The sequence below is a fragment of the Paenalkalicoccus suaedae genome (genome assembly GCF_006965545.2).
In the GTDB taxonomy this organism is placed as follows: domain Bacteria; phylum Bacillota; class Bacilli; order Bacillales; family Salisediminibacteriaceae; genus Paenalkalicoccus; species Paenalkalicoccus suaedae.
Genome location: NZ_CP041372.2, coordinates 3,201,042 through 3,222,591, shown reverse-complemented (window position 1 = coordinate 3,222,591; position 21,550 = coordinate 3,201,042). Strand labels below are relative to the sequence as shown.

16 protein-coding genes are annotated in these 21,550 nt (G+C 46.2%); 14 read left to right on the top strand and 2 right to left on the bottom strand.

The window, feature by feature from the left end:
- Positions 1-26 precede the first annotated feature (26 nt).
- Positions 27-737, bottom strand: a complete 711-nt coding sequence (locus FLK61_RS16795) for a GntR family transcriptional regulator (protein WP_249777623.1) — start codon at positions 735-737, stop codon at positions 27-29.
- Positions 738-874: 137 nt separating this feature from the next.
- Between FLK61_RS16795 and FLK61_RS16790 the strand changes: the two genes are divergently transcribed.
- Positions 875-2,224, top strand: a complete 1,350-nt coding sequence (locus FLK61_RS16790) for a 6-phospho-alpha-glucosidase (protein WP_176010507.1) — start codon at positions 875-877, stop codon at positions 2,222-2,224.
- Positions 2,225-2,303: 79 nt separating this feature from the next.
- Entirely contained in the window at positions 2,304-3,857 is a 1,554-nt protein-coding gene (locus tag FLK61_RS16785; RefSeq protein ID WP_176010506.1) for a PTS transporter subunit EIIC, read from the top strand.
- 580 nt (positions 3,858-4,437) lie between these two features.
- Here the strand turns inward: FLK61_RS16785 and FLK61_RS16780 are convergent.
- Positions 4,438-4,905 carry a DinB family protein gene (locus FLK61_RS16780; RefSeq protein WP_176010505.1) on the bottom strand — a complete coding sequence of 156 codons (468 nt, stop codon included), beginning with the start codon at positions 4,903-4,905 and terminating at the stop codon, positions 4,438-4,440.
- A gap of 106 nt (positions 4,906-5,011) precedes the next feature.
- Between FLK61_RS16780 and FLK61_RS16775 the strand changes: the two genes are divergently transcribed.
- From FLK61_RS16775 to FLK61_RS16720, 12 genes are all read left to right on the top strand, one after another.
- Positions 5,012-5,527 carry a DNA topology modulation protein gene (locus FLK61_RS16775; protein WP_176010504.1) on the top strand — a complete coding sequence of 172 codons (516 nt, stop codon included), beginning with the start codon at positions 5,012-5,014 and terminating at the stop codon, positions 5,525-5,527.
- Positions 5,524-5,964 carry a metallothiol transferase FosB gene (gene fosB / locus FLK61_RS16770; RefSeq protein ID WP_176010503.1) on the top strand — a complete coding sequence of 147 codons (441 nt, stop codon included), beginning with the start codon at positions 5,524-5,526 and terminating at the stop codon, positions 5,962-5,964. Before FLK61_RS16775 ends, fosB begins: the two co-directional genes overlap by 4 nt.
- Entirely contained in the window at positions 5,961-6,422 is a 462-nt protein-coding gene (locus tag FLK61_RS16765; RefSeq protein WP_176010502.1) for a DinB family protein, read from the top strand. The genes fosB and FLK61_RS16765 overlap by 4 nt, the downstream gene beginning before the upstream one ends.
- Before the next feature lie 148 nt (positions 6,423-6,570).
- Positions 6,571-7,665 (top strand): Fic family protein, encoded by a 1,095-nt coding sequence (locus FLK61_RS16760; RefSeq protein ID WP_176010501.1) that lies wholly within the window; start codon positions 6,571-6,573, stop codon positions 7,663-7,665.
- 67 nt (positions 7,666-7,732) lie between these two features.
- Positions 7,733-8,023 carry a transposase gene (locus tag FLK61_RS16755; RefSeq protein WP_176010500.1) on the top strand — a complete coding sequence of 97 codons (291 nt, stop codon included), beginning with the start codon at positions 7,733-7,735 and terminating at the stop codon, positions 8,021-8,023.
- An 856-nt stretch (positions 8,024-8,879) separates the two neighbouring features.
- Positions 8,880-10,526, top strand: coding sequence for a DcuS/MalK family sensor histidine kinase (gene dcuS / locus FLK61_RS16750; protein ID WP_176010499.1), 1,647 nt, complete (start codon positions 8,880-8,882; stop codon positions 10,524-10,526).
- Positions 10,523-11,242, top strand: a complete 720-nt coding sequence (locus FLK61_RS16745) for a response regulator (RefSeq protein WP_176010498.1) — start codon at positions 10,523-10,525, stop codon at positions 11,240-11,242. Before dcuS ends, FLK61_RS16745 begins: the two co-directional genes overlap by 4 nt.
- A 938-nt stretch (positions 11,243-12,180) precedes the next feature.
- Positions 12,181-13,374: an NAD(P)-dependent malic enzyme gene (locus FLK61_RS16740; RefSeq protein WP_176010497.1), complete on the top strand. Its 1,194-nt coding sequence runs from the start codon at positions 12,181-12,183 to the stop codon at positions 13,372-13,374.
- Positions 13,361-14,689, top strand: coding sequence for a 2-hydroxycarboxylate transporter family protein (locus tag FLK61_RS16735; RefSeq protein WP_176010496.1), 1,329 nt, complete (start codon positions 13,361-13,363; stop codon positions 14,687-14,689). The genes FLK61_RS16740 and FLK61_RS16735 overlap by 14 nt, the downstream gene beginning before the upstream one ends.
- 772 nt (positions 14,690-15,461) lie before the next feature.
- Positions 15,462-17,159, top strand: coding sequence for a methyl-accepting chemotaxis protein (locus tag FLK61_RS16730; protein ID WP_176010495.1), 1,698 nt, complete (start codon positions 15,462-15,464; stop codon positions 17,157-17,159).
- 947 nt (positions 17,160-18,106) lie between these two features.
- Positions 18,107-19,627, top strand: a complete 1,521-nt coding sequence (locus FLK61_RS16725) for a response regulator transcription factor (RefSeq protein ID WP_176010494.1) — start codon at positions 18,107-18,109, stop codon at positions 19,625-19,627.
- A complete protein-coding gene (locus FLK61_RS16720) occupies positions 19,624-21,408 on the top strand; it encodes a sensor histidine kinase (RefSeq protein ID WP_176010493.1) in 1,785 nt (594 codons plus the stop codon). The genes FLK61_RS16725 and FLK61_RS16720 overlap by 4 nt, the downstream gene beginning before the upstream one ends.
- Positions 21,409-21,550: the final 142 nt, after the last annotated feature.

Here is a 21,550-nt window from a genome sequence, read left to right as displayed (position 1 = left end):
CATTTAATCCTCAAGTTAAAGACTTATCAACCATTCCTTGTAGCCGTTATCGTAAATTTATACTCATCACTCTTAAAGTATAGCTCCGTATACTCAAACACCGTCTCATCAGTAAACATCGACGATAGCTCAACTTTTAAAATGGGAAGGCCCTCCTCCAATCTTAGGAGCTCGCGGATCGACTCGGACGGCATGATTGGAAGCACCTGCTGGTGGCTACTGCTGATTTTGAATCCCTTCTTTTTCTCTATATAATCGTATTTTGAGCCAAGCATGATTTCATAAGATAGATCAGGGAAGAGGCTAACAGGTAAATATGTGTCTTCAACAACTAGTGGAATATCATCAACAAGGCGCAGTCGTCGAATAAAAAAAACATGCTCGTCTTCAGACAAATTTAATATATGTTGAATGAAGTCCGGTGGTTCTTGCATGGAAAAGGTAATGATTTTTGACTTCGTCTTTTTAGAGAGCTCCCCCATTTCCTCGGTAAAACCCTTCAAACGGTAAATATCATGTGACACCATTCGCTCACTTACATATGTCCCGCTTCCTTGTACTTTATATAATAAGTTCTCGTCAACTAGTGTCTTGATTGCCTGTCTTACAGTTACACGACTTGCGTTAAATGTCTCGCACAACGAGGCTTCGGTGGGAATCGACATACCTTCTTTCCAGTTTCCTTGAATGATTTCTTGTTTCATTTTGTTTGCAATTTGTTTGTATAATGGGCCCACTCGCTACACCTCCTAAACGTTTGTATGCCTATATTCTACTAAAATATTAGAAAACTGCAAACGTTTCCTTGACATGAAATCTATATTGTATTAAATTTGTATTATACAAATAAGACATAAATAAAAGGGTGATAATCATGAAAAAGCAAAATCTAGTTATTGTCGGCGGTGGAAGCACATATACCATCGGGATGATCATGAGCTTGATTGAAGAGAAGCGTCATCTACCATTAAACAACGTTGTATTTTATGACACGAATGAAGAGCGCCAAAGTCAAATCGCTCAGGCTGCGGAAGTGATTTTACGTGAGAAATACCCAGAACTAAACTCATTTAGAGCGACAACAAATAAAGAAGATGCATTCAAGGACGCAGATGTGGTTTTCGTCCAAATAAGAACGGGCGGATTAGCAATGCGTGAGCAAGACGAGAAGATTCCGCTGAAGCACGGGGTCGTTGGCCAGGAGACGTGTGGACCGGGTGGTATGGCTTACGGGCTACGCTCGATCGGAGATATGATTACGCTAATTAACGATATTCGTTACTACGCGCCGGACGCCTGGATTTTGAACTACACGAATCCTGCGGCGATTGTGGCGGAAGCGTTACGTCGCGAGTTCCCGGACGATAAACGTCTATTAAACATTTGCGATATGCCGGCTGCGATTATGGTGAGCTACGCGAAGATGCTGAACCGTGAGATTTGGGATTTAGTGCCGGAATACTTCGGACTTAACCACTTTGGTTGGTTTACAAATATCTTTGATAAAGAAGGAAATAAGTTAACCGATGAACTGAAGCAGGCCATTACGCAAAAAGGTTTCCTCCCAGAGGACTCGGAGATTGCGAACGATCCGTCTTGGATCAACACGTTTAAACAGGTCGAGAAGATGCTAAATGATTTCCCGGATTACCTGCCAAACACGTACCTCCAGTACTACCTCTACCCGGAGGACATGGTCAATAAGGAGTCTGTCGACAACACTCGTGCGCGTCAGGTGATTAACGGTCGCGAGAAGCGTGTGCACGGGCTTGCTGATCAGATTGCGGCGAATAATTCGACAGAAGGCGTGGAGCTTGAAGTCGATATTCACGGATGTTACATGATTCGCGTTGCCGCATCACTTCTCTATAACAACCGCGAGACATTCATTGTTATTACAGAAAACAATGGGGCAATCTCCAACATTCAGGACGATGCGATGGTAGAGGTGCCGGCTGTACTAACGAGTGACGGACCAAAGCCATTAGCTGTTGGACAGATTCCAACGTTTGAAAAAGGCTTAATGGAAGGGCAGTTAGCCTTTGAGAAGCTTGTGGTAGACGGTTGGTACGAGAAGAGCTATCAAAAGCTCCTTCAAGCATTAACGTTAAATCGAACGGTTGTTGATGCACCGAAGGCACGTGCGATATTAGACGATTTAATCGAAGCAAACGCAGGCTACTGGCCAGAGCTTAAAAGACAAGTGGCTGCTTTACAGGCATAGGGAGCAGAAGGCAGGAGTACGCTCCTGCCTTTCTAAAAAAGATAGATGATAGCGCTTTAAAAATGGAGGGGAAACAGCGATGAATTTTGCATTACTTCAGAAGTTTGGTAAGTCATTGATGGTACCTGTCGCCTTGCTCCCGGCAGCTGGTATTCTGCTCGGTATTGGAGCTGCTTTAACAGGACCGCTAGCTGACTTTATTCCTGCACTTCAGGGAGATACAGCAACGGCGATTGGATCTGGGATGTCTGCAATTGGTCTTAGTATTTTTGAAAACTTGCCCGTTATTTTTGCAGTTGGTGTCGCCATAGGATTGACCGGCGGGTCTGGTATTGCAGCACTCGCGGCTTTACTTGGTTATATCATTATGAATCAAACGATTTCACTCGTCTTAGGCTTAACCCCTGAAATGGCTGCTGACGCTGGTGAGTACGGCATGGCATTAGGTATTCCGACGCTTGAAACAGGCGTGCTTGGTGGTATTATTGTTGGTTTAGTTGCCGTATTTGTTTATAACAAATTTAGACGATTCCAGCCACCTGAAGTCTTAGGATTCTTTGCTGGTGATCGATCCGTAGGTATTGTGATGGTATTTGTATCTATTATACTTGCGTTTGCTGTCATGCTTGTTTGGCCCCCAATTCAAACAGGAATTGACGCAATGGCAAATGTAATAGCTTCAGATTCTACGAACCCGATGTACGTTGGGCTTTACGGGTTTTTAGAGCGAGTCTTAATTCCAACAGGACTCCATCATATTTGGTACGCACCTTTCCTATGGACGTCACTTGGTGGTACGCAAGAAGTAGCCGGTCAGCTTGTTTCAGGTGACCAGTATATTTTCTTAGCGCAGATTGCTGAAGGTGTTGACGTTACAGCAGGTCGCTTTATGGCTGGTAAATTCCCAGTTATCATGTTTGGTCTGTTAGGTGCTGCGCTTGCTATGTACCGTGCAGCCGATAAGAAAAACCGTCCAGTTGTAAAAGGAATGCTTATCGCAGCTGCTGGTACGGCATTCTTAACTGGAATTACTGAGCCAATTGAGTTCACGTTCCTATTTGTTGCGCCACTTCTATTCGTAATTCACGCAGTACTTGCTGGTATTAGCTTTGCTGTAACATATATGTTAGACGTCCAGCTCGGTTGGGCTGGTGGCTCCGGATTCATTGACTTTATTTTAGTCAACGCAATTCCTGGAACGAACAACTGGTGGATGAACCTTGTACTCGGCGCGATCTTCTTCGTCATCTACTACGTGATTTTCTCCTATTCAATCAAGAAGTGGGATCTTGCCACACCAGGCCGCGGTGGTCAGGAGAACAAGCTCTTTACGCGTAGCGATTTTAATGAAAAGAAGGAAAAAGGCGCGAACAAGAGTGGTGGCTATCAGGAAACAGCAGCGGAGATTTTAGAGGCACTCGGAGGCGAAGAGAATATTGACTACGTCGACGCATGCTTCACGCGACTTCGCGTAACGGTAAACGATCCGAAAGAGATCGACGAGCCTCGTTTGAAGGAACTTGGTGCAGCCGGCGTAATGAAGTACGATAAGAACATCCAAGCTGTGTTTGGTGGTAAGTCGGATCTGTATAAAAATGAGATTAATGATTTGTTAGAGAAGAAGGAAGCGTAGTTTAGTTTTTGGTGGCGCCCTCGTGTGATGCGGGGGTGCTTTTTGTGTGTGGTGATTTTTAGGGAAGGAAAAGACCATGATCAAGGTCAAGGTCAAGGTCAAGGTCAAGTGCGGTCACCTTCGAAGCCCCTGCGCTATGGGGCGTCTTTCCTGAGGCGCTAGTTCAACTATTTTGCCCGTCCAGGGGACGTGCAAAAGGATTTTCACCTACGCGAGTTCCCCTCTAGGAGTCCGCCCCGTCGCTTCGAGGCACCTGCGGCTACGGTTAATACATGATGCTTCGTCCTTCATTTTTTGTTTAACGTACGAGGCGGACGGGCGTTGCCTCGCTTTTTTGGACAAGGTGGTGAGGGGTGCTAAATTCGGAGGCGGTCGTGCTAAATTCAGATGATGTTGTGCTAAAAAGCAACGATTTTGTGCAAAATTGTAAATGGATTAGGTGGTGGGCGTGCATGTGAGGTGGACTGTCTTTATTGAGAGGACGAATTAGGTAGGTTGAGATAGATAAGGTTACTACAGTGCCAGATGTTGCCACGTGCGGGGCTTTGTAGCATGGCAGTTGGGCAACTTAACATTCTTTTTATTGATAGTTGAGCGCACCTCGAATTTGTTCAAAGTGATGAAGATCGTGTTTGGCTAAGCCATTTAGATAGGTAAAGAGGGTTAGCTCTGTTTCTCCGATATAAAAGGTTTGTTGCCACTTGTCATCGGGGATGCTCTGTACGTCTGCTATTAAAGTTTGACGGGATGTGACAAAGACTTCGATTATCTCTTGTTTAGAAACGACTCTTGCTTTAGCGGCAGCTTTTTCGTTAACTTCGTTTGCAAGAGGTCCTTTTGGTAAAGCGCCTGTAGTGAATAAGAACGGAAGTCGTTTCGTTGTAACGAATTCATCCCATGGAATGAGGTGAGCTAATACTTCTGCTACTGTCCATTTTTCTGGTGCAACAGGTTTACGCCAAGATTGCTCGGAGACAGATTGGAGTGATTGTACAAAGCGTATGGAGCTTTCATAATGCTGTAAAAGCTGTTGTTTTTTCAAATTCATAGTGGGGGCCTCCTTAAAAACGTTATCCTTATCATAGCATGAGTTTCGACTAGATATCACGTCCAAAAATGCTTTATAATGTAAATTAATAAGAGGGGGGATGCACATGGAGCGGATTGCTATTGTAGGCTCAGGAGGCGCTGGTAAATCCACGTTCGCGCGCCGTTTAGGGAGGGCGATAGGGCTTGAGGTCGTGCATTTGGACACGCTGATGTGGCGACCGAATTGGGAGCTTGTGTCGCGAGAGGAGCAAAAACAGATTCAGCTAGAGCTACTCGCTTCGCCAGATGGGTGGATTATCGACGGAAACTATGGGTTCACGATGGAGCTCCGTCTTCAAGCAGCTGACACTATTATTTTTCTCGACCTGCCGCGCTGGCTCTGCATGACTCGCATCGTCAAGCGACGTATTCACTACCACAATCGCTCGCGGCCGGACATGCGCGAGGGCAATAAAGAACAGCTTACGCTTGAATTCCTAAGATTTGTTTGGGGATTTAAGAAAAACAAACGACCGCAAATTAAAGGGCGGTTGCAGAAGCTTGAGAATGAAAAGCGAGTGGTTATTTTGCATTCGAGACGTGAGGTAGAAGCGTTTTTGAGAGGAGTGGAAGGGGCTTGATAAAGGGGATCAATCATCTGTTGTTTTCTGTGAAGAATCTTGAAGAGTCGGTACGATTTTATGAGCAAGTCTTTGACGCAAAGCTGCTCGTAAAGGGGCGGACGACTGCGTATTTTGATGTGAACGGGCTGTGGCTGGCGCTAAATGAGGAGCCAAGGATTCCGCGAACGGAGATTCACAAGTCGTATACGCACACGGCGTTCTCCGTAGAGGAAGCGGACTTTGATCAGCTATATCAAAAGCTTGAATCGCTAGGTGTGAACATATTGGATTCACGACCACGCGATGAGCGCGATAAAAAATCGGTCTACTTTACAGATTTGGACGGGCACAAGTTTGAGTTCCACACCGGGACGTTGCAGGATCGGCTCGAGTATTATAAGCAGGATAAGCCACATATGGCGTTTTATGATGACGAGGAGGAGAGCGAGAGATGAAATCATTATTCCTCTATAATTGGCAGGTAAGAGAGGAGTGGTTTGCGCTATGCGAGCAATTGCCATGCGAGGAGCTCCTCAAACACCGTACAGGCGGAGTAGGAAGCATTTTAGCAACACTCATACATATAATTGACGTCGAATACAGCTGGTTTTGCGCAATTCACGACAAAGAGGATCGACCAATCGAAGCCTCTAGCTTCCAAACAATCGAAGCAGTAAAAGCTCTATCCGACAGCCTTCAGTCTGAGCTTCAATCCTATTTACATGACGATATGGACCGAGAGTCGCAGCACTTAGTAGACGTTCCTTGGGATAACGCCATGTATTCACGAAGTGCGATCTACGCTCACCTAATCGCCCACGAGATCCACCATATCGGACAACTCTCTGTCTGGGCGCGGGAGGCACAATTAGAGCCAGTCTCTGCGGGGTTTGTTGGGAGGAAACTAGGGTGAGAGCTCCATATTTAGTTATGCTTAAAGAAGCAATTCAACTCTTTCTTTATAATCACTCACCATCTAACGATATTTATTACACTGATAATATCGTTACGTATACGAATTACTATAATTACAGTATACTGTATAGGAAGAGGTGATTAAGGTGAAGCAGCCACATAAACTACCGATGCTACCATTAACATTTGATTCGGAGACGGAGCTACTTTTCTATAAAAAGGTCGTTCACGCAACGGCGGAAATTGAGAAGCTTAAGCAAAAATTGCATTATTCACTTGTTAATGAATCATTTATCCAGCTCATGACCCTGCAGGAATCGGTGCAATCTACTAGAATAGAGGGTACTCAAGTAACGTTTAGTGAAATGCTTGAAGATAAAGTGGAACAATCTATGAATTCGGAGCGCGTTGAGGTGCGGAATTATCAAGCTGCATTAGAAATGGGAGTAGATTTAGTAAGTGCAGGAAATCCAATCACCGAACGACTTATCCGGCAATTGCATGAGATGTTAATGAAGGATGCTAGAGGTTCTACTGCAGCGTCTGGTTCCTATAGAAAAATACAGAACTTCATTGGACCTACTAAACACTTAAAAGATGCTACGTACATTCCACCTGAGCCTCAAGAGGTAAATGCGTTAATGGCAAATTTAGAGCGTGAAATCAATGGTCACCCTTATATAAATATAAAAGATGATATACATCCACTAATTAAGGCTGGTATTATTCATGCTCAGTTTGAATCTATCCATCCGTTCCTAGATGGAAATGGACGCCTTGGGAGAATTTTAATTGTGCTTTACTTGTTAAAAGAGGAAGTAATAGACTCTCCTTTATTTTTCTTAAGTGAAGAATTAGAGAAAGAGAAATTTAAATACTATGCCATGCTAAATGGTATTCGGTTAGATCCGCCTGACTGGAAGAGTTGGCTCCTGTTTTTCCTACAAGCAGCTGAAAAAATGGCATCTAGGCAATACAGTAAACTAGACGCAGCTGAGGAGTTATATAATAGCGGCAAGAATGAACTCGTCAAGGACTCGCATAAACAAATCTGGGGCGCTATGTTTAAAAGACCTATTGCTAATGTTGAGCAATTGTCTGAAGGGACGGGACTTGCCTTATCAACTGTGCGTAAGGCCCTGCGTGAATTAGTAGACCGCAGAATGATTTACGAAGACGACCGCAAGCGCTACAAACGATTCTATCATTATGATCTCATTTCAATTTTAAATGACCGCTAATTGAAGAAAATTGCTGAATAGAAACTTCAGAGATGAAGTAATCATTTAAAAGGGGCTAGTTACGTAAATGAAAAAACACAGAGATAAAAAGGTGAAGGTGGACATAGCAGCTCGCGTGATATTTGATAAAGAATCCCCGGCAGAAGTAGGCAAAGAAATCGGTGTATCAGAGAAGGTAATTTTAAAGTGGGTTCAAGAATTTCGAGATGGAGTCCAAGCCGCGGGAAAAGCAGATCTAGAGTACGATAGTGAGATGAAAAAAATCCGCGCTCAAGAAAAAGAGATCGCTAGATTAAGAGAAGAAAATGAAATCTTGAAGAAGTTTAACGAGTTTGTGGAGAAGCGGAATGAAAAATGACGTCCTTATTAGCCATGCGAGAGGTAGCAACTTCATTACGCTACCTCTTTTACCTGTGAGTAAAACGAAACACCATCTGGACACGCAACCTTCGTCTTTTTAAACAGAATGGCTCTTCATTCACATAAATCTCTCACCTTACTAAACGTCTAATCACGATCAGCATGCCTAAAAATACTTATTACACGCCGAACAGTATACTGGGTCCGCACGTTTCACCCTGCTTTTACACGAGGGACACTCCACAAACGAGCTCTTCTCATGCCCCAAACTGCTCGCGCCTCTCGTAAACACCCGATTCATCAAAAACAACGACTTGAACTCATACTTCATCCCCAAATATATCGCCAGCGCCAAAATGATCAGTCCAACCCAAAGCATTACCCATCATCTCCAATCTTTTTGATAGAAAATAGAGTCGACATCATTATTAAGTAACCCACATTCCTTTATAGGGAAAAAGGTGAAACTAACTATCTTTTAACAAACATTCTATAGTTTTACTAACCCTCTTTCCCATCATTAAAACCATAAAAATTCCAATTGCTAACAGCCATGCTACTCAAAACGGATAATCACCAAGCAAAAGCGGATAATCGAGCCCCGTTTCCGGATAATCACCGGGTAAAAACGGATAATCGAGGACAATTTTCGGATAATCACCGGGTAAAAGTGGATAATGGAGGCCTGTTTTCGGATAATCACCGGGCAAAAACGGATAATCGAGCCCCGTTTTCGGATAATCAAAACCCGCCCTCCCGGACCGCACCAAAATACGCTACACTTAACCGTATACATAATGCGCCGTGCAAAAGACTATTTTACCCAACTGCCAGCCACTAAAAGGAGGACCAATATGACAGCGCCAGCAGCCACCACACCAGCACCACCAACTGTCCCACCTAAACGACCACGCCGCCGCATCTCCCTGCGCGCCGGGCTTATTTTACTCGTCGTCTTTGTCGTCGGCATCTCGCTACTACTTACTGACCTACTCATCAACCAGTTTGTTGGCGACAACATTTTGGCCGAACAGGAGCGGAAGGGACAGACGCTCGCGCAGATTGTGGCGCAGGAGGAGCGCGTGATTGAGGGACTGCAACAAGGTGACGTCGACACGATTCAAGCATACGCCGAGCGCGTGCGCGAGACGTCTGGCGTGTTGTTTGTCGTCGTCATGGATATGAATTCAACTCGATTTTCTCACCCTACAGTGGAGCTCATCGGGGAGACGTTCGTCGGCGGAGACGAAGGGCCCGCGCTACGCGGCGAAACATACAGCTCCCAGGCCGAGGGAACGCTCACTGTCTCCTTGAGATCGTTCGCGCCAATCTATGCGCCAACCGGCGAACAAATAGGTGCTGTGTCCGTCGGAGACTCCATGGAGTTCATTGAGGAGCAGCTCACCGCGAACCACCTCATCATCTTAACAAGCTCGCTCGTCGGACTCGCCGTTGGCATCACCGGCGCCGTGCTCATCGCGTCGTACGTGCGCCGCATCCTCCACGGACAGGAGCCACGCGACATTGCTCGCACCTTTGAGGAACGCAACCGCATGCTCGAATCCGTGCGCGAAGGCATCATCGCCGTCGACCACGCCGGCACCATCACGCTCGTCAACGAAGCCGCCCGCACGCTCTTCACCCGCGCCGGAATCGACGCCGAGCCAGTCGGCATGAAGGCCGTCGACCTCTTACCTGAGACCGGACTTTTTCGCGTGATAGAAACCGGGGAGGCGGAGCTCGACCAAGAGATGCAACTGAACCAGCTGACGTTACTGATCAACCGGGTGCCACTCGTCTTAGGGAACGAGATCGTAGGTGCGATCTCCACTTTTCGGGATAAGACAGAGGTGAACGCACTTGCGGAGCAACTAACCGGGGTCAAGCTTTACAGCGAAGCGCTCCGAGCGCAGTCGCACGAAATGAAGAACAAGCTCCACGTCATAACAGGCATGCTCCACAATGAATCATATGAGGAGCTCCGCGACTACGTAAGCGAGCTCACGAAGCTCGAGCAACCGAATGGAGAAGTCGGTCTTCAAGCATTTAAAGACCCTGTATTAGTAGGATTTATGCACGGGAAATATAGCTATATGAGAGAGAAGCAGGTCGACTTCCACGTACGCTGTGAAACAGAGATACCGATTCCGAAGGATCGCGCGCTGAACCACGCCTTCATTACAATCGCAGGGAATCTGATTGATAACGCGGCAGAGGCTGTTTACAATCAAGAGGTGCGTAGCGTGTCTACCCTTGTTTCTCACAAAAATAGGGAGCTTATGATTCAGATCTCGGATAACGGGCCTGGGCTCTCGGATGAGGTGCAGGAGCGGCTGTTTGAGAAGGGGTTCTCGACGAAGGGCGCGGATCGTGGCTATGGGATGCATCTGGTGCTGTCGACGATTCAGGCGCTTGGCGGGACGATTACGATTGATACGAGTCGCGGGCGTGGGACGACGATGACGGCGACGATTCCATACGAGGAGGAGGATGAGGCATGATTCATGTGTTAATTTTAGATGATGATCCGATGGTGGCGAGGCTAAACGAGATGTACGTGCAAAAGGTCGACGGATTTGCGTCGGTCGGCGTGGCGCATTCGTTCAAGGAGGCATCGCGCGTGCTCGCGGACAAGCGCGTCGACCTACTCCTTTTAGACATCTACATCGGGACAGAAAATGGATTGGCGCTCTTACAACAATTGCGGACAGAGAGCGAATGGGATGGGGACGTAATCCTCATCACGGCGGCGTCTGATATGGCATCGGTGAAGCGAGCAATGCATTTAGGAGCGGTGGACTATATTATGAAGCCGTTTGACTTCGATCGATTTCAGGAGGCGTTGTACAAACATAAGCAACGTAAGCGCATGTACGACGAGCACGAAGAAATTGATCAAGCGCGTCTAGACGATGAGTGGTTCCCCCAGTCCAAAGACGACATGCGCGAGGAGCTACCAAAAGGCTTATCTGACACGACGCTGTTGCGTGTGATTGAAGGCGTTGTGGCGCTAGACGCATCGTCTTTCTCAACAGAGGAGGTCGCGGAGAAGATTGCGATCTCGCGGGTAACGGTACGGAAGTATTTGAAGTATTTAGCGGAGGAAGGCTACATCAGCGAGAGGCTGACGTATGGGAGTGTCGGCAGGCCGCAGCATTTGTTTTTGGTGGATGAGGAGCAGGTGGAGCGGTTGCGTTTGAGGGTTAAGTTCAAGTGATAAGTTCAAAGGCAGAATCTTCGATTCTCCTACGCTCCCGGCTGGCGCTTTCCTGAGGTGCTTGCTCAACTATTTTGCCCGTCCAGAGGCCGTGCAAAAGGATTTTCGCTGCGCGAAAAGGCTCCTCTAGGAGACACCAGCCTTCGCTCCGGAGAATCGAAGGTAACGGTTCTTTACTAGCACGAACACTTTTTTAATTACATTACTAGGCGAAAGGGCGTTGCCTAGCTTTAAGAGCACCTCTTGCTCACGGTACATAAATCTCGTATATGGTACATAAACTTCCCATAGCGTACATTTAGTAGATTAATTGGCGCTCAACGTACATTTATTCTGAATACGGTACATTTATTTTTTATACGGTACATAAAACTTGAGTACGGTACATTAATCTCAAATCCGGTACATAAAAATCTCAATTGCCAAACTGCCACTTATCTAAAACCATATATTTAAACAAAGAAGGGCTTTCCCACAAGAGGAAGGCTCTTTTCTTATGCTCTTTTTAAATCAAACGAAGAGCTGGCAGACCCGGAGGACATTCGGAGACAATCCATAGGGGAAAGAGGTTTTTGAGATCCCACAGGAGGCGCTTAGGAGGAGACGACAGTCGACTCCTGCCGACGAGGAAGCTCAAAGGCCGGCCCTATGGATGTCGTAGAGTGTTCGGAGGGCTGACGGCTTGAAGAGCAGATTTAAACAAGTTAGCCCTTAATCAATCTAGCCCGAAGGGCTGCTCTTGAAAATAGTTGGCACTTAATAAATATAGCTCGGAGAGCTAAGGCACTTAACTAGTTAGCACTTGATTAAATTAGTAAAACTGCTTTTTTTATTTACAAAACACATTCTTAATTTTCATTAACTAGTCACCCTCTTTGCAATCGGTTACAGTTAGGTCAATCACAAACTGAAAGCGGTTTCTTAGGAGGAATTTAGATATGGCAATAGATCGATACGAAAGCAGAGCAGTAAAACTACACGAACAACTCAAAGGAAAGATAGAAGTCACAAACCGAGTCGAGATTCGGAACGAAGAGGATTTGAGTCTCGTTTACACACCAGGAGTTGCAGAAGTATGTAAGGCAATCGAGGCGGAGCCAGAGCGCATGAACGACCTCACAGCGCGCGGTAGCATGATCGGCGTCATCACTGACGGCACAGCAGTCCTCGGACTCGGCGACATCGGCCCGAAGGCAGCCATGCCCGTCATGGAAGGCAAATGCATGCTCTTCAAAGCCTTCAGCGGACTCAACGCCTTTCCGATCTGCCTAGACGAAAAGGATCCCGAAAAGTTAATCAGCATCATCAAAGCCATGGCCCCTACGTTCGCTGGGATAAATCTAGAGGACATCTCTGCACCACGATGCTTTGAGATTGAAGCAAGACTAAAACGAGAGCTAGATATCCCAGTGTTTCACGATGATCAGCATGGTACAGCGATCGTCGTTCTTGCAGGACTAATCAATGCGCTAAAGCTCACAGGACGCACGCGTGAGAAGACGAAGATTGTTATTAACGGAGCCGGCGCTGCTGGTATCTCTATCGCAAGACTACTGCTGAGCGCAGGCTTTACCGATATTACGCTTGTTAGTTTAGAAGGAATCGTCGCAGAAGGTGAAGAGTGGTTGAACAGTAGCCAAAAAGAAATGGCTATCTGGACGAATGTCGATAACAAGCGCGGAACACTCAATGACGTGATTGAAGGAGCAGATGTCTTTATTGGCGTATCCGGTCCAAACGCGCTTCGTCCTATGCAGGTGAAGCGGATGGCAGAGCGAGCGATCGTCTTCGCTCTCGCGAATCCGGTCCCAGAAATCTATCCAAATGATGCCCTTCGTGCAGGTGCCGAAGTTGTGGCAACTGGTCGCTCCGATTTCCCCAACCAAGTCAATAATCTCCTGGCATTCCCGGGAATCTTTAAGGGCGCAATACGCTCAGGGGCAACGGATATCACGGTCGATATGAAGCTTGCGGCAGCGGAAGCAATCGCGTCACTCATCACGGATGACGAGCTTGCGGCGTGGTATATTATCCCTGGATCATTGGAGCAGAAGGTAGCGGATGTCGTGGCAGACGCGGTGGAAGCGGAAGTACACAAATACGAAGGAGGAATGAAGGATGGAAGCAGCTAAAAAGCACGAGGAGCGTAAGTTTGAGGTAGCCCCAGAGCCTGAGGTAAAGCAGGAAGAAAAGAAGGGGAAGGTGTCCGTCTTTCATATTCCCCTTCCCGTGTTTGGAATTGTGCTTGCGTTAACGATCGCGTCGATCTTCACAGAGACGCTCCCAACAGGAATGATCGGTAGCTTACTTGTCATGATGGTATTAGGTGAAGCGCTCGGCTGGATCGGTGATCGTACACCGATCGTCAAAGGTTACCTTGGTGGTGGCGCGATCGTCGCCATCTTCGGATCAGCGTACCTTGTGTACAGCGGAATTCTACCACAGCCGGTTGTCGAGCAGGTTGACGGATTCATGACAACGGGCGGCTTCTTAGATTTTTATATTGCAGCCCTTATTACAGGTAGTATTCTCGGCATGAACTCTCAAATGCTCGTTAAAATCGGACTTCGCTACTTCGCCCCAATCTTCGGTGCGATTATCGGAGCGGCTTTACTAGCAGCACTGATTGGTCAACTAGTTGGCTTCTCGATTCAGGATGCTGTCTTAGTTATCACGCTTCCAATTATGGGGGGCGGAATGGGAGCAGGTGCTGTCCCAATGGCACAGATCTACTCCGATTTCCTCGGTCAGCCAGCGAGCTATTATATCTCGATCTTAGTACCAGCCTTAGCGCTCGGTAACGTGTTTGCGATCGTCTTCGCGAGCATGCTCGATAAGCTAGGCAAGCGCGTCCCATCCTTGTCTGGTAATGGCGTCTTAATGGATGGCTTTGAGGAAACAAAGACGACGTCTACGTTTAATTTGCAAAAGCTTGGCGTTGGTGTGTTAGCGGCACTACTATTCTTTACACTCGGACACTTAATCGGTGCTGTTGTTCCCATTCACCCGTATGCGATCATGATCATTCTTGTTGCAGCGGTGAAAATTATGAATCTCATTCCTGAATCTATTGTCGAAGGCGCAAGCCAGTGGTACCAATTTGTTGCAAAAGCGTTTACGCTCGCACTTCTATTCGGTATCGGCGTAGCGTACACGGATCTTGGAGCGGTGCTAAACGCATTAACACTTCAATATGTATTGATCGTCTTTGCAGTAGTAGCAGGTGCGATGATTGGTGCAGGTGTCATCGGTCGTCTAGTTGGTTTCTATCCAATTGAATCTAGTATTACGGCAGGGCTATGTATGGCAAACATGGGTGGTACAGGTGACGTAGCCGTACTATCTGCAGCTAAGCGTATGCAGTTGATGCCTTTCGCACAGATTGCTTCTCGTTTAGGTGGGGCGGTTATCCTGTTGATTGCGGGACTGCTGATTACGTTGTTTTAGATAAGAGCTAACTAGTTTTAAGAGCAGCCCTTTGGGCTTAATTGATTAAGTGCAAACTAAACTAGTGCCTAGCTCTCCGAGCTAGATTGATTAAGTGCAAACTAGTTTAAATCTGCTCTCCGAGCTGTCAGCCCTCCGGACACTCTACGACATCCATAGAGCCGGTCTTTGAGCTTCCTCGTCAGCAGGAGTCGACTATCGTCTCCTCCTAATCGCCTCCTGCGGGATTTCAAAAACCTCTTTCCCCTATGGATTGTCTCCGAATGTCCTCCGGGTCGGTAAGCTTGCTCTTGATTTAAAAAGTGAATAAGATTAGGGTCTTTCCAATATGGAGAGGCTCTTTTCTTATGGTTTTATGGATTAAGTTAAGTGGCTTTTAGGTAACTGAGGCTTTTATGTACCGTGTGGAGAGAGAATGTACCTTATAGAAAATTTATGTACCGTATGAAAGAAGAATGCACCGTATACCAGATTTTATGTACAGTTAGTAAGTTTGACACCAGATTCTTCTAAAGTTTTCTTAAAGCTAGGGCCTGATCCTGCTAATGTCGGAAGGTCTTCGGAGAGCTGACTCCTTGACTAAGAAAAGCGTTAAGTGGGAGCGTAAGAGAACCGAAGATTCAAAGTATTATATAAGACATTAATCATATATATCCTATTAGTATCACAATATAATAGTTCTAAATTCACATAAAATTAATAAAAAAAGCTAGACTTTAATACTATTACTCCCTATAATCAATGTGAATAACTCATAGGAGGAAACATGTGGATGAACATATTTAAGGGTTGGAGTATCGGTTCGAAACTGACTGGTATTGTCAGTACTATTTTACTTATTGTTGCTATCACGATTGGGGCTGTCACTTTCTTTCAAGTTTCAGAAGGAGTCAAAGAAACGGCTGTGCAAAAAGCTAGAACGGATTTGGATTTAACATATGCCTATATGGACGCGCGGTATCCAGGAGGTTGGGAGTATAGCGATGGACAACTGACGAAAGGTGATGTCGTGATTAATGATAACTTTGACATCGTCGATGATATAGCAGGCTTAACAGACGGGCTTGTCACTATTTTTGCAATGGATACACGTGTTGCAACGAACGTGCAAGTGGATGGGGGGCGTGCTGTCGGAACGCAGGTGTCTGACTCTGTTAACCAAACCGTTCTCCAAAATGGAGAAAATTATTATGGGGAGGCAGATGTAGCAGGCAGTCTGATTCAGTCGGCTTATCGTCCTATATTAAATGCAGATAACGATATAATTGGAATATGGTTCGTTGGAGCGACACAGGAATACGTCGATAGCGTCATTTCATCTATGATTACAACATTTGCGATTGCGTTACTTATTATCACAATTCTTGGTGTTGTAACGGCTTATCTGTTTGGCAAGCGAATTAAAAAGCGTCTTTTAACTGTCGCACAGGCTATGCAGGCAGTTGGTGCCGGAGATTTTACCGTTTCGATCGCAACTTCAGCGAACGACGAGATCGGATCACTTCAAAGCGGCTATGAGAAAATGCGTTCGAATCTCCAAGCACTTTTATCACGTGTGAATGAATCTTCTGATGAAGTATTAGCATCATCAACCGAGCTTTCAGCTTCTTCGGATGAAACAACAAAAGCCACTGAGCATATTACCGAATCCATTCAACAAATTGCGGAATATGCAGACGAGCAAGTGAACAGTATGGAGAATATGGAACAAGCTGTAGCTAGCTTACAGCAAGGTTTTTCTAACATTACAACTAATGTTTTTCAAGCAGATGAGACATCGGTGCGATTAAACGAATATGCAACGGACGGAGAGAAAAACATCGAGGAAGGCGTCTCGAAAATTCGTGAAATTGACAAGCGTGCAAGCGACTTAGACGTACGACTGACGTCTCTAGTAGATAAGGCAGCAGAAATTGGGGAAGTGTTGAGCCTTATCACAGCAATCTCTGAGCAAACGAATCTGCTTGCGTTGAACGCAGCAATCGAAGCAGCGCGGGCTGGCGAGCAAGGAAAAGGATTTGCCGTGGTCGCTGATGAAGTCCGCAAGTTAGCGGAACAATCAGGTCAGTCTGTGGATGAAGTTGCAGGGAAATTAAAAGACATCCAAGTCGAAGCTAATCAAGCAAAGCAAGAGATGGATGCGAATAATCAGGCCATCTCAGAGGGGATCACAACGATTGACCATGCTCGCTCCACGTTCGGTGATATTCGTGAGCAAGTAACGACAATGATCACTCAATTCGACTCTCTCAAAAGTGCGACACAGGAGATGGATGCGTCACGAGCACAACTGCTCGAAACGTTGGCAACATCCAAGTCGTTGTCACAAACAACGGCTAAATCCTCTGAATCTATTGCTGCTGCAACGGAAGAGCAGCTAGCTTCGATGGAAGAAGTATCGTCGTCATCGGAAATGCTGAGCACGCTTGCTGATGAGTTAAAGCAAGAGGTGACGAAGTTTACTATTTAGGTGTGGTTTGTTTCAGCTCTATGAGCTAAGTTGATAAAGAGCTAACTAGCTACGTTCAAGTGCTTCAGCTCTCTGAGCTTTAGTTGCTTAAGTGCTAACTATTTTAAGAGCAGCCCTTCGGGCTAGGTTGATTAAGTACTAACTAGTTTAAATCTGCACTTCGAGCTGTCAGCCCTCCGGACACTCTACGACATCCATAGGGCCGGTCTTTGAGCTTCCTCGCCCTGCAGGGCGCGGCTGCCGCCTTCCCCTATGCGCCTCCTGTGGGATCTCAAAAACCTCTTTCCCCTATGGATTGTCTCCGAATGTCCTCCGGGTCTGCCAGCTCTGCGTTTGATTTAAAGAGTTCATAGAAAAGAGCCTTCCTCAATGGGAAAGCTCTTCTTTGTTTGAAAAGATTGTTTTAGATAAGTGGCATTTTGGCAATGGGGATTTTTTTATGTACCGCATTTGAGATGAATGTACCGTACTCAAGTTTTATGTACCGTATAAAAAATAAATGTACCGTATTCGGAATGAATGTACGTTGGGGGCTACTTTCTCTATTAAATGTACGCTATGCGAGATTTATGTACCGTATAAGAAATTTATGTACATACACAAAAGAAATGTACCGTGAGCAAGAGGTGCTTTAATAGCTAGGCAACGATCTATTGCCTAGTAATGTTTTTAATAAAGTGTTCGTGCTAATAAAGAACCGTTACCTTCGATTCTCCGGAGCGAAGGCTGGTGTCTCCTAGAGGAGCCCTTTCGCGCAGCGAAAATCCTTTTGCACGGCCTCTGGACGGGCAAAAAGCCCGCCAAGCTCCTCAGGAAAGCACCAGCCGGTAGCGCAGGAGAATCGAAGATTCTCAAAAAGCCCTACCTAGTTTTTTCCTCAAAACTTTAGTAAACTTTATTAATTCCTCACAAAACCAATCTACAACTCAAACGGGACGGTGACATACATGAGCACAAACGGACTCTTACGAGTGATGGTCGTAGACGACGAACACCTTATTAGACAAGGCATCAAGCACTATTTTAACTGGGAAGAGAAAGGATTCACGATCGCAGGCGAGGCCTCGAACGGACAGGAAGCGCTCAACATGATCGAGGACATTGATCCACACATTATCGTCACAGATATCGTCATGCCCATTATGGACGGCGAAGAATTAACGAAGCGCGTAAAGCGCGACTATCCAGCGATTCAGATGATTGTACTCAGTAGCTACGGAGAATTTGACTACGTTCGCGCCACGTTTCAGCTTGGCGTGGTGGACTATATTTTAAAGCCAAAGCTCGAACCAAAGACATTATTGGATGTCTTAACCGTGGCGGCAGAACGTGTGCAGCCAAGCGTCATGGATGAAGGACAAACCCATGCTGCTCGAACGCAGGCGTTGCTCGAGAAGATCCTCCTAGGTTTTGCAACAGATGCTGATTTTGAAAGCGGTTTATTTCAAGAGGCATTCCCATATGAGGCTTTTTTACTTATGCGCGAAAGTAGGAAAGAACAAAGTACTACGTCGCCTATGGACCAACTAGTAAACGGCTTAGACACTAGCAGGACCATTCATATGAGCCTCCAATTAAAGGATGGAGATACCCTTCATCTGCTACAGGCAAATGATAGGGAGGCGTTGCAACGTTCAGTTGTGGCGGAATTACCGACTCGCACCGTGGTGTGTAGTCGTGTTATGACAAACCCTATGGAGCTTGCGCAGGCAGCGTCGCAGCTTGAAGCATGCATGAAGCAGGTTCATTTCTATTTTCCTCAAAAACGAGTGGTGGTTGCTGGGGAGCTTGATTTGACGCAAGGTCACGAGGAGTTTGACGTGGATGCCTATATGCTCAAGCTCCGCGAGCAGCGCTATCAGGAGGCGGCGGAGGGGTTGATCACACACGTGCAGGCGATGATGCAAACGCCACAGCTCGGACCGAATGAATTCCGCACGTTCCTTACGCACATGATCTTTACGACGGCTATCATCCTACACGCCCAACCTGCTGCGGGGGAAACAATTGAGAAGGAGAAATACACATATATGACGGCAATTAACGAAGCCGAGACGGCTGAGCGGGCAACGGAGGCATTAACCGTTTTCCTGCAAAAAGTGACGCCAGGCGTGCGTACGAAGGATACGCATGACACGAATATGAAGCTCCTGCAGGATTATATCGCGGAGCATTATATGGAACCACTTAGTTTAAAAGAGCTTGCGAGTCACTTTCATTTTCATCCATCGTATTTGTCGAGTTATTTTTCGGCGCACAATAAAGAAGGATTTAGCGAGTATTTGACGTCGATCCGAATAGAGGAATCGAAAAAGCTACTCAAGCACTCAGGCATGCCGATTGCAGAGATTAGTCATGAGGTTGGGTACTCGGATCACAGTTATTACTGCAAAGTCTTTAAAAAAGATACAGGTGTGTCGCCAAGTCAATATCGACGTGATTATCTGCTAAAGGGACAAGAGAAATGAAAACGATGAAGCAAAAGCTACGAGAGCAAAGTTTGTTTTGGAAGCTGTTTGTCTTAACAGTTGTCATCGTCGTATCGGTCACGCTCGCGACGACGTATCAAACGATTCGCATGGCCGAGTCGTTATTTATTGATACGTTTAGTATTACGAACGAAAAGGTGTTAAATCAGATTACAGGTACGCTTGATTCTTATAACTACTCGGTGATAAGGACCTCGAATCAGCTGCAAAACAGCGTCAATATGCGTAACATGCTTTCGCAGGCTCAATCAAATAGTGACATGATGAATGTGTATTATGATCTCTACAATAGGCTCGAGGCGGTTAAAACGACGCTTGACCCATACGAAGTGACGCTACGAGTAACGGGGGTAAATGGCGTGACGCTCTCAACCGGTCGTCCACTTTGGGAAGACACGGAGCAGAGTCTGCAGCTTCAAGGGATGATCGAAAATCGTCGTGAGGAGCCACGTCGCATGCACTATGACTATATTGAATCAGAGAATGAGCCTCGCGAGCAGCTGATTGTTGCCTCGACACAAATCATGGACCGCATTACGGGCGTGATTTATGGTGCGGTCTATTTGACGATTCGAGAAGAGGACTTTCGCGAGTTTTACTCTCGCTTTACAAGCCCTGGTAACGATGTGTTTATGCTTGATCAATCTGGGATCATCGTATCTAGTAATCGCACAGAATTAATTGGGACCCAGTCGATTGAGCTGTTGCAGCACGTTCGAGGAATGAATGGAGCGGACTACGTAAACGCTGAATTCTTAGGGGAAGAGCATATTATCGTGCAAGAGGAAATTCCTGCGTTTGATATGCATATCGTCAACACAATCGATAGAAGTGTCGTAACAGAAGGTGTTATTGATCGCAGTCGTATCATCTTCACATCAGGGGCGATTGCGCTCGTTGCGATACTGATTATTTATATTTTTTCCCGCAGATGGACGGGGGCACTCTCGCGTTTAGTCACACAAATCGGGGATACGTCGAAGTATGAGTTTGATCAGAAGGTGTCGGTTGTTGGCACGTATGAGACGAAGCAAATTGGTCTCGCGTTTAATCATATGCTTGATGAGTTGCATGCGTATGTGGATCAGCTGGTGACGACGCAAAAGCAGAAGCGAAATGCCGAGCTTGAGAGCTTACAGCAACAAATTAATCCGCACTTTTTGTATAACACCCTTACCTCAGTAAAGTTTATGATCTCGCAGGGGAGTAAGGAGGAAGCGGCGGCGACGATCACCTCGCTGATCTCGCTTTTACAAAATACGATCGCGAACGTCAATGAGATGAACACGGTGAATCAGGAGATTGATAACTTGAAGCACTACGTGTTTATTAATCACAGGCGCTACGGCGAGCGCGTGACTGTGAACTATTTTATTGCGGACGATTGCAAGGAGATTCCTGTGCCTAAGCTCTTTTTACAGCCGTTTGTCGAAAATGCGTTTTTCCATGGCTTTAATGAGAAAAAGTCTGGCACGATTAATGTGATGGTCTGGAAAGAAGCCAACAAGCTGTTTGCAGAGGTGATGGATAATGGGGATGGGATGGTGCTTCAAAAGGATAGTGCGTTCCCAGAGAAGCGTCAAAAGCGCCAGCAGTTCTCGGGTGTTGGTATTCGCAATGTGCATGAACGGATTCAGCTTATTTATGGTGACAGCTTTGGCGTACAGCTAACGAGTGAGCCACAGGAAGGGACGCGTGTTCGGATTGAGCTCGGCGTTTTAGAAGGGCAGGATCAGCAACAATCTCCTCCTGCACCTTAATATTTTCCTAAAAGCTAAAGATAGTACTAGTCATAAAAAAAGCGCTTACAAAAAGGGGTGAAGATATTCCAAGTCTGCATTGAATTATTCCTAACGGGCGAGTAAGAGAGAATGATAATCTTAGCTTACAGTAAGTGAAGCG

What these genes read in the sequence shown, in the direction of transcription:
- FLK61_RS16745 (WP_176010498.1), top strand. Translation starts at nt 10,523, where the DNA reads ATGATTCATGTGTTAATTTTAGATGATGATCCGATGGTGGCGAGGCTA.
- dcuS (WP_176010499.1), top strand. Translation starts at nt 8,880, where the DNA reads ATGACAGCGCCAGCAGCCACCACACCAGCACCACCAACTGTCCCACCT.
- FLK61_RS16780 (WP_176010505.1), bottom strand. Translation starts at nt 4,905, where the DNA reads ATGAATTTGAAAAAACAACAGCTTTTACAGCATTATGAAAGCTCCATA.
- FLK61_RS16755 (WP_176010500.1), top strand. Translation starts at nt 7,733, where the DNA reads ATGAAAAAACACAGAGATAAAAAGGTGAAGGTGGACATAGCAGCTCGC.
- FLK61_RS16785 (WP_176010506.1), top strand. Translation starts at nt 2,304, where the DNA reads ATGAATTTTGCATTACTTCAGAAGTTTGGTAAGTCATTGATGGTACCT.
- FLK61_RS16765 (WP_176010502.1), top strand. Translation starts at nt 5,961, where the DNA reads ATGAAATCATTATTCCTCTATAATTGGCAGGTAAGAGAGGAGTGGTTT.
- FLK61_RS16740 (WP_176010497.1), top strand. Translation starts at nt 12,181, where the DNA reads ATGGCAATAGATCGATACGAAAGCAGAGCAGTAAAACTACACGAACAA.
- FLK61_RS16725 (WP_176010494.1), top strand. Translation starts at nt 18,107, where the DNA reads ATGAGCACAAACGGACTCTTACGAGTGATGGTCGTAGACGACGAACAC.
- FLK61_RS16775 (WP_176010504.1), top strand. Translation starts at nt 5,012, where the DNA reads ATGGAGCGGATTGCTATTGTAGGCTCAGGAGGCGCTGGTAAATCCACG.
- FLK61_RS16735 (WP_176010496.1), top strand. Translation starts at nt 13,361, where the DNA reads ATGGAAGCAGCTAAAAAGCACGAGGAGCGTAAGTTTGAGGTAGCCCCA.
- FLK61_RS16730 (WP_176010495.1), top strand. Translation starts at nt 15,462, where the DNA reads ATGAACATATTTAAGGGTTGGAGTATCGGTTCGAAACTGACTGGTATT.
- FLK61_RS16720 (WP_176010493.1), top strand. Translation starts at nt 19,624, where the DNA reads ATGAAAACGATGAAGCAAAAGCTACGAGAGCAAAGTTTGTTTTGGAAG.
- FLK61_RS16790 (WP_176010507.1), top strand. Translation starts at nt 875, where the DNA reads ATGAAAAAGCAAAATCTAGTTATTGTCGGCGGTGGAAGCACATATACC.